Consider the following 13,287-nt stretch of genomic DNA (forward strand, 5'->3'; position numbering starts at 1 on the left):
TTTTTTACCAACAGGTTACACAGTCGTGGCCAGGAAACCGCGCCTGACCGATACCACCGCCACAGGGAATGACCGCCGGAGGGAAACCGTAATGCAGGAAGAGTTCGTCAACAAGCCGGGCAAGACCGGTATCCCGCGCCTGATCGATGCCACCAACTACTCCTGGCAGGGGTTGCTGGCCACCTGGCGCAACGAGGCCGCCTTCCGCCAGGAAGTGAGCCTGGCCGTATTCCTGATCCCGCTGGCCCTGTGGCTGGGCGAGACAGGCATCGAGCGCGCCCTGCTGATCGGCGTCACCCTGCTGGTGATGATCGTGGAACTGCTGAACAGCGCCGTGGAGGCCGCGATCGACCGCATCGGCCCGGAAAAGCACCCGCTGTCAAAGATCGCCAAGGACACCGGTTCGGCCGCGGTATCCCTGTCGCTGCTGATGTGGCTATTCACCTGGGTGTGCATCCTGCTGCCGCGCTGGGTCACCTGACCCTCCTGCGGCGTTCGCCGCGCCCATGCACCACTCCTGCCCGCGCCAGGAAATCTCCGCCACCGCGCGCCACAATTCGTACGCCCGTCTAAACTTTCCCCACTGCCCATAAAGCATCAACCACGGAAGGTTTATGGCACCAAAGTTTCTGGCGACTATAGGGCTGCTCGCCCTGCTCTGCGTCGCCCCCGCGCTCTCCCACGCCCAGGCCGCCGATCGTGGCGAGCTCGCCGTGTTCGCCCAGATCAAGCGACTCGCCCAGCAGGTCTCCCTCGAACAGCTCGACGGCTTCCAGCAACGCCGGGAGGAATGGCGCAATGCACCAATGGGCTACAGCAACAGCCGCCTGCAACTGCACTACGGCGGGCTGGAACTGGACTGGCGCGGCGATGCCCCGAGCCGCTTTGACGGCACCCTGACCGGCTTCCGCGCCAGCCACGACTTCTTCGCCGGCCCCACCTGCAACGGCAGCCAGCAGGCCGGGGTCAGCGCCGGCAGCAGTTTCGCCAGCGGCGACAGCTTTGCCCGCCGCCGCGATGGCAGCAATGGCCAGGTGGGCACCAACGACCTGCAGAGCTATTTTGTTGGCGCTTACTTCAGCGACCTGCGCAATAGCGGCCGCTACCTGGACCTGCAGGCCAAGGTCGCCTACCTGCGCGTACAGACCGACACCTATCGCGGCGCCAGCGGCGACACCCACGGCGTGCAGCTCGCTCTGGCCGCGGAAGCCGGCTACGACCTTGCCCTGACCGAGCGCTACGGCATCGAGCCCCAGCTGCAGCTGCTGGCCAACTACACCAACCTGGCAGTGATCGACGCCGGCCGCTACGCGGTCGATTCCGACGTCACCCCGGAGCTGGCACTCCGTGCGGGGGTGCGCGCCTACCGCAGCGACCGCCCGCACTTCGCCTATGCCAACCTGTGGCAGATCCTGGATGGCGACGACGAACTCTACAGCTCCAGCGCCGCAGACCTGCGCCACCAGCGCGGCGCCCGCTGGATGGAACTGGGTGTGGGCACACGCCTGCTCACCCTACCCATGGGGGACCTGTCCCTCGACCTCCGTTACCGCACTTCGGTGGACGATCACGACTGGCAGGGCCTGCGCGCCGGCCTGGGCTTCAGCTGGGCCTGGTAGCACCGCGCGACAGGCAAAAGCCGTTGATTTAATGGGGAAAATCGAGTACTTTTCCCGACCGCCTGCTCCATCAGCAGGCACTCCATGGGGGCCCTTAGCTCAGTTGGTTAGAGCATCCGACTCATAATCGGCAGGTCCTGGGTTCAAGTCCCGGAGGGCCCACCATTCTCCCCTTCCCCACCAAGTACAATCCATATCCGACAAGCTTTGCCGGTTGACGCCCGTAGCAAAATGCGACTTACTGTCGCCAATAGTGCTCGACAAAATAAGATACGCACTGTCGAATCGAATTACGTCCAGAAACAATAACAAGTAAATCAACACAGACCGCGAGCACGGTAGCGTTCAATATGCTCACGCAAAACCAATGACAAACCACCAACGAAAAAATGCAGCAAGTAACGCCGCTGTCGGGGCCGATTTCGAAGAGCTGGTGCACTCGCTCTTAACAGCTTCCTTTCCAGCACTTGCCCGACCATTCTGGCTACCCATCGGCCACCTCAACCAGAAACAACACAAGTTCGACCTGGGATGCGCGGGGCAGAAAGTGATTGTCGAGTGCAAGTCACACACATGGACCGAGGGAGGCAATATCCCGTCCGCCAAGCTGACCACCTGGGACCAGGCAATGTTGTATTTCTACCTGGCTCCGCGCAGTTACAAGAAGATTTTCGCGATAAAGCGCGACCTTAACCCCAAGACGGGCGAGTCCCTGGCCGAATACTATGTACGGACACACTTCCACGTCATCCCTGACGAGGTGGAGTTCTGGGAGGTTGACGAAACGAGGAGCCGCATACGGCGGGTGGCGTTTGATGCGACGGGGCATATTACCGGACTGCCTGAAACAAGCCTGAACTGAAGGAATGGCTTCATTAGTCGAATTAGCCCAAGAATAGGGACATCAATATTTCGCTCTGACCCCAATTATTGATTCATAGCACACCGCTCCAATGACCAACCCCTATCCCAGAAACAGAGACCCCCAGTTGAAGTTAGACCTCAGTCGAGTCAACCTCCTCAAGTAAAAACTCCTCTCCCCTCTTAGTCAGAGAGAGCTTTTTACTTTTACCGCCTACTCCATGAACGTTAACCAGTCCTTTATCGTGCAACTCTTGGACCGTCTCGATTATGTACTGCGGATCTACATCAGCGTCAGCTGCCAGCCGATCGACAGCTATGCCATCCACGTCTGGCGAGTTATTCAGCTCAACTAGCATTCGCCTTGCCGCTAGACTCACTTGTTTAGGGAGGGAATTTCCATCTTCTAATTTACGATACGTCTGATGCTCAATACTGCCTCCACGACCTTGAGACACACCAGGAATATCACCTCGCTCGACAACTTGCTGGACCTTGGAGGCCATATCTTCAACTTGGTCATCATTTAAACTGCCCCAACCTAACCAATCCATGATCTCCATTATCCGGTAGCTTCCTGGGGGCTTGGCTGAAAATACATCAATTAACTTTCTTGCTATATCTATCTTTTCCATCCTTAGTATTTCTTCCGGCTTTAACTCACCCTCACCCGGAAGCAGCTCCTTGTTTTCCTTTCTCAATTCATCATTTTCTTCCGTAAGCTGAGATATTCTAGTCCTCAAGTTAGTTATCCTTGACTCATATCTCGCCTCAGAATCTAACATCCTACGGGTAAGCTCTCTTGACTCATCTAAAGTAAGGAGTTTTTCACCTAGGGCGCGCTCCTTGGCTTGTCTCAGCGTTTTTTGGCAAGTTAAGCTATATTCGTATACGGGCTTAGCTAACAGCGGGTAAATAAATAGAAAAGAGAAATAATTAGGGGCAATGCCACACCGTTTATCAGCTCGCCCTCTATCTGAAATGCGAAATCAAATAAAGAAAAATCAACAGGTCGAAAATACCGGTCGATCTCAGAGAACTGTTGGTCCAACGGCATGTCAGCGAGCAGTATCATCAATACTCGATAATTCCAAAATAGCCAAGAAACACAAAACGCTCCCGCTAGAGGACTGACTGACCTATCGTAGAGAAATGCCTTAATCGAGACTGCTATGTCATTCATTATCTGCTGACTCTTTTTTGACCTGTGCATCGTATGTTTAAGACGCATATATTACGACGAGACGTACTAACAACATATAGGTGCCCGAAACAGGCGAGCATCAATGGGGGCATCTCTTGAACATTGAGACCCGCAACCCTTTTTATACAAGCTGACTTCAGTTGACAGAGGGCCATAGGTAGAACTTCCCGCCCTGCACAAGCAGCCTTTCATAGTAGTGCTGTATGGTATGACGCCCAAGCGTGATCGAGCATTTGCGGATTTCCTGGTGCTGAAATCATCGCGTCCCGCTACATCTCTCCCGACAAAACCGCCTAACCTTTAGAGATTCAGCCAGGGGGCCTGGCGCGATTTGCTCGCTAAGACGGTGCCGCAAACTCGCCTGAAGGAGAACACTATGCTCAGTCTTAACCTCGACACAACCTGCCGCCTCATCGACCTGGCGAAGGAATTTCATGCCCAGGAGGGGGTAAGCTTTCCCGATGAGCCGGACAACGCCAGTGGGGACTGGGCACGGCAGATCCTGGCCAGCCACGGGGGCGACAAGACTTTCCAGGAGTTCAAGTCCATTGTGGAGGACCTTGAGCCGGACCAGCAGCAGGAGCTGGTCGCACTACTGTGGATAGGCCGCGAGGATTACAGCCTGGGGGAGTGGCAGGATGCGCTGGCGCAGGCCGCCGATGACTGGACACCGCAAACCGCAGAGTACCTGGTCGGCCACCCGTTGCTGGCTAATTACCTTGAGAAGGGGCTCGAGCTATTCGGCTACCGCTGCAACGAATAGCGCTTGGCCTGGTCACTCATCGCTGGTGACCCGCCCAATATCTTTGGCTGGTTTTCGCGCCTGATAATCCGATCAACCGGCCGGTGGAGACCTGCGGAAAAGTCCGGTACGCTATCGCGAAAACCCGTGCCATTTATCCAATGCCTTGAGCGTCCGGGCAGCAGGTCGAGAATGCGACCGGGTGTGCACCTGAAAGATAAGCACTTTATCGCCAATAAATATGTGCCTCGTGACGAGCTAGCAATATGGCTTCAACCCCTGAAATCCTCAATGCCAGTGCAAGCGCGATCCAGCTTGCACTGGCGCCCGCTTTCCTGCTGACCGGGATTGCCGGGATGCTCGCCGTCATGACTGGCCGCCTTGCCAGGATCATCGATCGCGGCAGGGCCCTGGCAGAAGGTCAAATTGACCTCTCGCTCATCAAGCCGGACTCGATTGCTGGAGAACTCCGAGCCCTTGATCGCCGGAGACACTACTCCAGTGTTGCCATTACAGCCTCCACGATTTCAGCCCTCTTGCTGTGCGTGGTGATCGCGATGCTGTTTGTTGGTGTGATGATTGATGCACCACTGGGTAGCGTCGTCGGAGCCTTGTTTGCTGCCGCGATGCTGGCGCTGATTGCCGGGCTTGCGTTCTTTTTGCGTGAAGTGCACCTGGCGATGAAGAGCATTCGTATACCGGACTTCAAGGTCGACTAACGCCCCCCCGCAGACGCAACTCAATTGACGCAGGTGGCCTACAGGGCCGAGCTGACATTTCCATGAATGAGCAGCCAGCCGCAGTGCATGTACACCGTGCACCGCAGGGCTCTCTATTTAGTTGGAAGGATTACCAGGCCAGATATCAATCAGGCAGGAAGCCGGTTCCATTCGAAGACCGTGCTCTTACCTTGTAGCGGGCCAACGGCTGCAGAATCCATGGGCTTCTGTTCCGGCGCCGGCAGGCTGTTCTGGTCTTCCTCCAGCGATTGCTCGATGGACTGCTCCATTTCCTGCAGGGCCTTGTCCAGCTCCTCAGAGTAGCGTTCCAGCGCCTCGGAGGCCTGCTTGCCCAGCTCCTGGCCGGCGCCCTCCAGTTCTTCCAGCATGCGCTCCACCTCGGCGTTGGCGTCCTTGGTCGATTGGTCGAACTGCCGCGAGAACTCGCGGCTGAGGCGGTCGAACTGGTTGAACATGTCGCCGAACAGGCCGCCGTTGACGCTGCGGGCGGTGCGGTCGTAGTCCACCAGCCAGGTATCGTCGCGGCGCACCAGGTAGGTGACAAAGGAGCGCTCGCTGTCGCGCGCGCCATCGGGGCGGGCAAATTCCGACACCACGCTGGCCTGGTCGCCATCGATGATCACCCTGCCCCAGGACGGGCGGTAGCCTTCCCAGTCGCGGGCGAAGCCGTCAAAGGCGTCCGGGTGGCCCAGAGTGGAATAGCGGGCCACATCGCCGCCATCGCCATCCACCGCCGCGCCCCAGAAAGCCTGGGTGACCTCCTGCGGGGTCTCCGGCCTGCTGCAGCCCGCAAGCAGGGCCAGGACGGAGGCGGCCAGGGCAAAGGCGGCCAGGATTCTGGCGGGGTACTGGATTCTCATACTGGGTCTCTATTCAGGATATGACTGCTGCACGGCGTCTTGGCGCCGGGCCGGGTAATACCGGCAGGCCATTGTAAATCAGGCGCGGTAGGTTGCGCCAAGGGCGGCTGCCGGGTCATGGATGGCGGATACCGGCCCGGTCCCGGGTGAGAACGGTGGCTTGACCGGGGTCAGGAAATCCGACTTACTGTGTAGCGCGGTATCCGGGCACGGGGCCTGGGCAAAACCACGGGGTAGTAGGGAACAGGCGCTGGTTCACGCGCTGGAAAACAACTAGGGATAGATGCCGGTGCATACAAGCTGGCCCGGCCGGGAGGGAACCTGAATCATGTTGGGCACTATTCACTTTGTACTCGCCTGCGCGTGTCTCGCATTTGGAGCGGTGGCGCTGTTGCAGAAAAAAGGCGGGAGGAAGCATCGTTGGCCGGGCTACCTGTACTGCGCCTCCCTGTTGCTGGCTAACCTGAGCGCGCTGTCGGTGTATGAGGACTCAAGCACCGCCGGCCCCTTCCATATTCTTGCCTGGATCAGCCTCGCCACCCTCAGCGCCGGGTTTATCCCGGCCTTCCTGCGCAGGCCGGCCTACGGGTGGATGAACCTTCACGCCTACTTTATGAGCTGGTCCTATGTCGGCCTGGTGGCCGCTGGCGTCGGGCAACTGCTGACGGAGTACTCGACCCTGTCCGGCACCTTCGCCGTCGGCTTGCCGTCCCTCGTCATCGTGGCCGCTGGCGGGTTGATGATTCATTCGCGCCTGCCGGAGACCCTTACCTCGCTGGCCTCACGGAGTATCCAGCCCCAAGAGACAATCTAGCGGCCCACCCTGCTTACGGCGAATACCAGATCGGCGAGGTCCAGGCGCGTTCCTGGATTGTCTCCGGCAGGCTGTCGGGCGGTTCGCGCCCCAGCTTTGCGGCATCGTAGGTGGACCAGCGCGGTGTGGGGATCTCGATTACCCGGGCGTAATAGAAAGCATGTTGTGCCGGGTCGAATTCCTCGTCCGTCCATACTGCGGAGAGCTGGCCGGAGCCGATATCGTTGGTGTAGGTTGCCTTTTCCACATTGACGGTATTGCCCACCGGCGGCACCTTGCCATCACTGCCGGGCTTGCGATCGCCGGACAGCGCCACATCGTAAATTTTCTTGTGCTGCTTGCCGTCCTTGTCCACCCAGCCCTTGATGATCTGGATGCGGTCCAGGTTAGCCCCGGCGCTGTCTTTCATCGCCTGCACCAGGAAGACCGGTTTCCTGTCGTCACTGCCTGGCTCCAGGTTGCCACCCATGGGGACGCCCTTTTCATAGGCAGCCCTGGCCCAGTCGCCCTGCATACTGTCCTTGTCGTAATCCCAACCACCGAAGAAGCGCACCTGCATCCGGGTGCCGGAAGTTGCGTAGGTTTCCTTGCGCTTGATTGCATCCCAGATGGCTTCCCGTGTATTTTCCGGCGCCCACACCGCGGCAAGGCCACCTGAGCTGAATTCCCGCACGCGCTGGTTGTTCACCTCATCACCGGGTACCGGGCCATCCAGCCGGTGTTCCGCTTTCGACTCGATACCAAATTTACCGGTGTAGTTGTCCTCTTCTATGGTGGCCGCGGAATTGTGGGTATCGGAGTCGCCGATCAGTCCGAACACATAGGGGTTGCCCCTGCCCTTGGCGGCCATGGCCAGCCCATCGAGATAGGCCTGGCGGGCGTAGCTGCCTTTCTTGTTCTTGGGGCGTTCCACCCTGGTGGAGGAGAGGGTGTAATCCCAGATCTCGAAACCCGCGAATTCGTCGTTGGGCGCCAGCTCCGGATGGGTTTCCGATGTGCCCTTGATCTGCGAGACCTCGTATACCGGCTCATTCCGGACCCGGGTCTCGATATAGTCCGCCGTCAGTGGCTCGCCATCGAGCGCCACCGGGAACATCAGCCCGTCACTGGCATTGCCGTTATGAGGAATGGCAAACAGGGTGGCGCCGCCCTCGCGCATCTTCGCCATCCATTTCCACAGGTCGCGGGGATCGTCGGAGTCCAGCGCCGAGTAAGGCATATCCGGAACACCCTCGGAGGTGCGGAATACCACCACCCGGTGCAGGTTCAGCTTGTCCGGGTTCGAAGTCCACTCGAAGGCGGGGAAGGTGGTGAACTTGCCCGGCTTGTAGTGCCTGTCAGCAGTCTCCACCATTTCCTGCCAGATGGGTTTGGTAATCGACGGATCCGACAAGGCCGGGTCCGAGTTGCCCGGCTGCATCGAGTCCAGCACACGGGCATAGGCATCGAATGCCACTTTGGTATCGTCCGAGGTAATTTCCTTCGCGATCGGCAGCTTGCTGGCGGGGCTCTCCGGGTCGTACATCTTCTTGAACACGCCCAGGTACTCGGCGTGGTCGGATACCGAGTAGAAATCCAGTGGCCGCTCGATCTGCAATTCGCCACCCAGTGTCCCGGCGGAGATGGCCTCACCCTTCGCCCAGCGGTAGGCGTCATCCGGGGTGGTGGTGGCGCCATTGGTTACTGCATCAAATGAGTAACTGGTGTGGACGTGGAAGTTCCCGAAATAGACGTCTGTGGCTATGTCGCCGGTGACATTGCCGGCAGCCGCATCGCCATCCCTTTCCCCGGTTGCCGCCTCTGTATCAGTGCTTCCAGTCTCCACATGGCCAGCCGGGACTTCTGGCCCTGCCGACGCCTCACCATTTTCCGCGCCGGCACTTGCATCCGGTTCCGGCGCGGGCTTTTCGTTTTCACCACCGCAAGCGGTGAGCAACAGGGAAAGCAGCAGTAACTGGCTGAAGCGATGCATTTAATCCTCCCGCAGCCGGGCATCGGGGAAACACAATGTTGCAGGAATCATAGGATGGCATTCGAGGCCACGCCGCCTGGCACCGGTGACTGGCGCGCCTATCCTGCGACTTACATCTGCTATTCCGCAACCAGGGTATATTGCCGCGCCGGACCTGCACCCGCGGCGCGATATGGGAAAGGAGGAGGTGCAATCAGGCAGGGGCGGGAAATTTCCCGCGACGCCGGCAGCGCGCCGGGCATATTCAGTTGCCGTAGCCGGTCATCTCCAGGTAGCCCTCACCGGCGTGGCTGCCGCTGACACTGACCGGGCCCTCCCAGTAGCGCAGGCTGCCCGGGTTCCAGTAATCGCCGGGCCAGGAACGGACTACCAGGTCCAGGTTGGCAGCCGGAACCCGCAGCTGCCAGGCGACCGGCACCCGGCCAAAGCGGCTGTCGCGGTGTTCACGGGGCTGCAGGCTGAAGTCGCCGGCACTGAGGTTACGGGTGGTGCCGTCGGCTTCTACTAAAGTGCCGGAAAAATAGGGGTCGGCACCGCGCAGGCGGAACACCATCAGGTGACGGCCATCCTCCAGGTGCAGCGCCAGCCAGTCCCAGCCCTGCTGGTCCGGTTTCAGGTACTGGCTGCTCCACTCCCGGTCGAACCAGCCCCGCCCGCTGACCGGAAAATCCTGGCCATCGACCTGCACCGTGCCGTCAATTGCCAGCATTGGATAGCTGAAATACATCGAGCCGCCGCCACCGGCGGACTTGGCACTGAAGCCGCGCTCACCGTGAAATACCGGGGGCAAACGTGGCTGCAGTTGCAGGCGGTAGGCGAACTCCCCACCGTCCACCGCCAGCGACCAGGGTTTGCCTTCGTCACTTTCCAGCTGCCAGTGGTCAATCCAGGCCCTGAAGGGCCGTACCGTGATGCCGGCCTGGCCGGTGCCGCCGCGGGCACTGCGGGCGGCAAACCGGTGATCACCCGGGCGGCTGAGTGCCGCGTGGGCGAGCCAGACCTCATTGCGGTGCCAGCCGGGCTCAGGGTTTTCAAAGGGCCCGGGCTTCAGGCCAAACCGGAACAGTGTCCACTGCACACCGAAGCGCTCGTCACCGGCGCCCTGCAGGTTGGCGGTCAGGTACCACCACTCGAGGCGGTATTGTCGGTGCGCCCCCATATCCTCCGGCAGGCGGACGGTCATACCCGGTAGCGCCTGCCGAAACTGCCCGGGGGCGTCGCTCAGGGCGCCGAGGGATTCCCCTCCTTCGCTGTTACCGGCGCGCTCGCCACAACCGGCCAGTATCAGAGCAAGCAGTGCGAGCCGGAGCAGGCTATTCATTTTTCAGGGTCTCCAGTCGCACCGGGTTGCGCATCAGCAGGCCCACCAGGGCACCGATCAGCAGGCTGGCCAGCCACACCTGCAGCCAGAAACCCGGGTAGAGTTCCAGTGGCAGGGACCAGCCAAAGGCAACCGGATTGATCCGCGCCACCAGCACCCAGCTGAGGAAAACTCCCAGTGGGGTTGCCACGATTGCCAGCAAGCCAGTGACCAGCATGCTGTGGGCCACCAGCCGCCAGCGCAGCTGCCGCCGCGTCACGCCGTACACATGCAGTAGCGTATAACTGCGTTGCCGCAGGCGGAAAATCACCAGCCCCATCAGTGCCAGGGCGGTACCGGCGAGGGCCAGCGTCAGGATATTCAGCAATCGGGTCATGCGGAAGGTTCGCGCAAAGGCGGCGCTGGCGGCGCGCTTCAGGCCCGGCTGGTCCCGCAGGCGCCCGCCAGCCAGCCAGGGATATTGCTCCGGCCAGTCCTGCCAGCCCGGAGTGGCTGTGTCGTTCACCCCCAGCACAAAGGTGGTGTAGCGCTCGGGCAGGGAGTCCGGCACCAGCGCCAGCGGTAGCAGCAGTTCGCCCTCGGGCCTGCCGTAGTCGGCATAGATACCAATCACTTGCCGTGACAGTGGCGCGCTGCCAAGCCGGAACCGCACCCGGTCCCCCACCGACAGCGACTGTCGCCGGGCCAGCTGCTCGTTGACCATCACTCCCTGTGCGGCAAGTGCGGCCCAGGGCCCGGGAGCGGCAGCCAGTAATGGCCAGTCCCGCACCAGCGGCGAGGCCGGGTCCACGGCCATGACGTCCACCGCCTGGCCGTCGAGCAGGCCGCGACCGCGTACCATGGGCAACACCGTTTTCACTCCGGGCAATTGCTGCAGCTGTTTATTCCACGCGGCGGTCGCCACGGGCCGGCCGGGATCCAGGTAGAGATCGCCCTGCAGGCGCTGGTCGAGCCAGCGCCCGAACGTGGACTCGAACCCGGTGACCATCGCCTGCACCCCGATCGCCGCCGCAATGGCGAATGCCAGTGCCACCAGCGGCAGTTGCAGCAGCCGGCACAGTGCGCGCATCTCCGAACAGGACCACTCCAGCAGCGGCGCACCGCTGCCCATCCCCGCCGCGCGGCTGCGCCGTTCGGCCCGCGCCAGCAGCCGGTCCAGCAGCGCGGGCAACAGCAGGCCGGCGCCCACCAGGCAGCCGGTGGCGGCGAGGAATACCAGCCACAGTTTTTCCGTCGCCAGCAATACAACCAGGGAGGCCGGCACCAGCAGCAGTGCCACCATTAGCAGGGCCAGCTGCCGGCGTCGCCCGCCTTCCAGTTCCGTGCCCGGCCGCACGCGCCGCAGTAGCAGCAGGTCGATACAGGCCCAGCCCACCACCAGCACCAGGATCAGCACCATGCCGAGCCAGGTTTCCAGCGCGGGCGGGCTTTGCGCCAGGATGTCCACGCTGAACAGGCCGCTAAGCGTCCACTGGAAGCCGCCGGCCAGCGCAGATGCCAGCATGGCCCCCAGCCACACACCGACACTGCCGCCCGCCACCGCCAGCAGCAGCACCTCCGCCGCCAACACCAGCCGTAACCGGGCCACCGGCACGCCCAGGCGCACCAGGATCTCGAGGCTGCGGCGTCGCTGCTCCAGCGCAAAACGGTAGATGCTGCGCACTAGCAGCGCGGCCACCAGCAGTGCCAGCGCCCCCAGCGCATCCAGGTTGAGCAGGAAGGCTTCCACCAGCGACTCCGGTTCGACACCGTAGTCCTCGACCCGGGTGGTATACCCCGGCGGCAGCGCCCGCCCCTGTAATTCAGCCGCCGGCAGCAGGATCTCGAGGTCGGCACGCCCGCCGGAAGCCAGCTCCGCGGCGACGGCGATATCCGCCAGCAACAGGCCCGGCGGTATGCCCTCGGCCGGTTGCAGCCGGTAATCGCCGCTGCCCGGCAGGGAGAGTTGCCGCCAGCGCGCCAGGTCCCGCGCATTGCCCAGCAGCAGGGGGCGGTCGGACCCGGCCAGCAGTTCTTCCACCAGCGGAGATCCGCCGCTGTACTGCCGCAGGCAACCGGCCGTGAACGGATCGATACCCACGACTTCAGGCGCCTCGCTCACCGGTATATAAACCTGCAACCGCGGCGAGGCACACAGCCCCGCCCGGCGCAGGCGGGCGAAATCCTCCACCCCCACGGCACGGCCGTCGACGCGCAACACACTCAGGCGCGGCTCCAGCGCCGCCCGGGACTGGGCGACGGCCTCCTCCGCGCGGCCGGTCAGGGAGCGCACCCCGCTCCACAGGGTGGCGGCGCAGGCCAGGATCAGCAGCAGGCCGGCCAGTTGCCCGGGATGGCGCCGGTAGTGGCTCAGGAAGACAGTGCCGAGTCCCATGGCTCCAGGGCTCCCTGCCGCAGTTCCAGCACCCGGTCACAGCGCCGGGCAAGCTCGGTATTGTGGGTGACGATCAGGGCGCCCAGCGCCCGCTCGCGGATGGCGTCGAAGAACAGCGGCGTTACCCGCCGGGCGGTGGCCTGGTCCAGGCTGCCGGTGGGCTCGTCGGCCAAAATGATTTCCGGCTCCATGATGAAGGCGCACGCCAGTGCCGCCCGCTGTCGCTGGCCGCCGGAAACCTGGTCGGGATAGCGCCGGGCAATGTCGGCAATATCCAGGCGCTCCAGCAATGCCTGGCCACTATGCTGCTGCAGGCCGGCGAGTCCGGCGCGAAAGGCAATATTGCGCTCCACTGTCAGCGTGGGAACCAGGTTGCCGTCCTGGAATAGGGTGGCAATGTGCGTGCGGCGCAGCCGGGCCCAGTCGTTTTCTGCCAGCCCGGCCGCGTCCCGGTCGAGCACCCGCAGGCTGCCGCTGTCCGGTTGCAGCAGGCCATTGAGCAGGTTCAGCAGGGTGCTCTTGCCGGAGCCGGACGGGCCGATAATGGCCACCGCCTCACCGCGCCGCAATTCCAGCGACAGTCCCCGCAGCACGTCGATCCGCTCGCGCCCGTTGCGATAGGACACGCACAGGTCCCGCGCCTGTATCAGGACTTCGTTCATGGCTTCCCCGGTTGGAGTCGGCCCCGGCCGACAGCAAAACGCATCAGGCGACATGCCGCTGGAGATCAAAGTATAGGGCCCGGCAGGACTATGCTTTCAGCAACAGGGTACGCCGTCA

12 protein-coding genes and 1 tRNA gene are annotated in these 13,287 nt (G+C 61.9%); 7 read left to right on the forward strand and 6 right to left on the reverse strand.

Annotated elements, in window-relative coordinates; all coding sequences use genetic code 11:
- The first annotated feature begins 91 nt into the window (after positions 1-91).
- The 4 genes from ACH6CX_RS11095 (at position 92) to ACH6CX_RS11110 (ending at position 2,481) form a co-directional block, all read left to right on the forward strand.
- On the forward strand, positions 92-481 hold the full coding sequence (locus ACH6CX_RS11095; protein WP_233006716.1) for a diacylglycerol kinase: 390 nt from the start codon (positions 92-94) through the stop codon (positions 479-481).
- Positions 482-614: 133 nt separating this feature from the next.
- The gene (locus ACH6CX_RS11100) at positions 615-1,619 is read left to right on the forward strand and encodes an autotransporter domain-containing protein (protein ID WP_396675413.1); all 1,005 of its coding nucleotides are present in this window, start codon (positions 615-617) and stop codon (positions 1,617-1,619) included.
- An 88-nt stretch (positions 1,620-1,707) separates the two neighbouring features.
- Positions 1,708-1,784: transfer RNA gene (locus ACH6CX_RS11105), tRNA-Ile, on the forward strand.
- A gap of 202 nt (positions 1,785-1,986) precedes the next feature.
- Entirely contained in the window at positions 1,987-2,481 is a 495-nt protein-coding gene (locus ACH6CX_RS11110; protein ID WP_396675414.1) for a hypothetical protein, read from the forward strand.
- A 133-nt stretch (positions 2,482-2,614) separates the two neighbouring features.
- On the opposite strand, the gene ACH6CX_RS11115 is transcribed toward ACH6CX_RS11110, so the two are convergent.
- Positions 2,615-3,265 carry a hypothetical protein gene (locus ACH6CX_RS11115; protein WP_396675415.1) on the reverse strand — a complete coding sequence of 217 codons (651 nt, stop codon included), beginning with the start codon at positions 3,263-3,265 and terminating at the stop codon, positions 2,615-2,617.
- A gap of 795 nt (positions 3,266-4,060) precedes the next feature.
- Between ACH6CX_RS11115 and ACH6CX_RS11120 the strand changes: the two genes are divergently transcribed.
- The gene (locus ACH6CX_RS11120; RefSeq protein WP_237064228.1) at positions 4,061-4,447 is read left to right on the forward strand and encodes a DUF3775 domain-containing protein; all 387 of its coding nucleotides are present in this window, start codon (positions 4,061-4,063) and stop codon (positions 4,445-4,447) included.
- 245 nt (positions 4,448-4,692) lie between these two features.
- Positions 4,693-5,145, forward strand: coding sequence for a DUF2721 domain-containing protein (locus tag ACH6CX_RS11125; protein ID WP_396675416.1), 453 nt, complete (start codon positions 4,693-4,695; stop codon positions 5,143-5,145).
- A 149-nt stretch (positions 5,146-5,294) separates the two neighbouring features.
- Here ACH6CX_RS11125 and ACH6CX_RS11130 read toward each other — a convergent pair whose 3' ends face one another.
- Entirely contained in the window at positions 5,295-6,026 is a 732-nt protein-coding gene (locus ACH6CX_RS11130) for a hypothetical protein (protein ID WP_396675417.1), read from the reverse strand.
- A 328-nt stretch (positions 6,027-6,354) separates the two neighbouring features.
- Here ACH6CX_RS11130 and ACH6CX_RS11135 point away from each other — a divergent pair, with 328 nt between their 5' ends.
- Positions 6,355-6,840 carry a DUF2306 domain-containing protein gene (locus ACH6CX_RS11135; protein WP_232940792.1) on the forward strand — a complete coding sequence of 162 codons (486 nt, stop codon included), beginning with the start codon at positions 6,355-6,357 and terminating at the stop codon, positions 6,838-6,840.
- Between the two features lie 13 nt (positions 6,841-6,853).
- Here the strand turns inward: ACH6CX_RS11135 and ACH6CX_RS11140 are convergent, their stop codons facing one another.
- From ACH6CX_RS11140 to ACH6CX_RS11155, 4 genes are all read right to left on the reverse strand, one after another.
- On the reverse strand, positions 6,854-8,812 hold the full coding sequence (locus ACH6CX_RS11140) for a DUF3604 domain-containing protein (protein ID WP_396675418.1): 1,959 nt from the start codon (positions 8,810-8,812) through the stop codon (positions 6,854-6,856).
- Positions 8,813-9,056: 244 nt separating this feature from the next.
- Positions 9,057-10,133, reverse strand: a complete 1,077-nt coding sequence (locus ACH6CX_RS11145) for a lipocalin-like domain-containing protein (protein ID WP_396675419.1) — start codon at positions 10,131-10,133, stop codon at positions 9,057-9,059.
- Positions 10,126-12,507 (reverse strand): FtsX-like permease family protein, encoded by a 2,382-nt coding sequence (locus ACH6CX_RS11150; RefSeq protein ID WP_396675420.1) that lies wholly within the window; start codon positions 12,505-12,507, stop codon positions 10,126-10,128. The genes ACH6CX_RS11145 and ACH6CX_RS11150 overlap by 8 nt, the downstream gene beginning before the upstream one ends.
- A complete protein-coding gene (locus ACH6CX_RS11155) occupies positions 12,483-13,169 on the reverse strand; it encodes an ABC transporter ATP-binding protein (RefSeq protein ID WP_396675421.1) in 687 nt (228 codons plus the stop codon). Before ACH6CX_RS11155 ends, ACH6CX_RS11150 begins: the two co-directional genes overlap by 25 nt.
- Positions 13,170-13,287: the final 118 nt, after the last annotated feature.

Origin of the sequence: Microbulbifer sp. JSM ZJ756 (assembly GCF_044383805.1) — a bacterium.
Taxonomy (GTDB): domain Bacteria; phylum Pseudomonadota; class Gammaproteobacteria; order Pseudomonadales; family Cellvibrionaceae; genus Microbulbifer; species Microbulbifer zhoushanensis.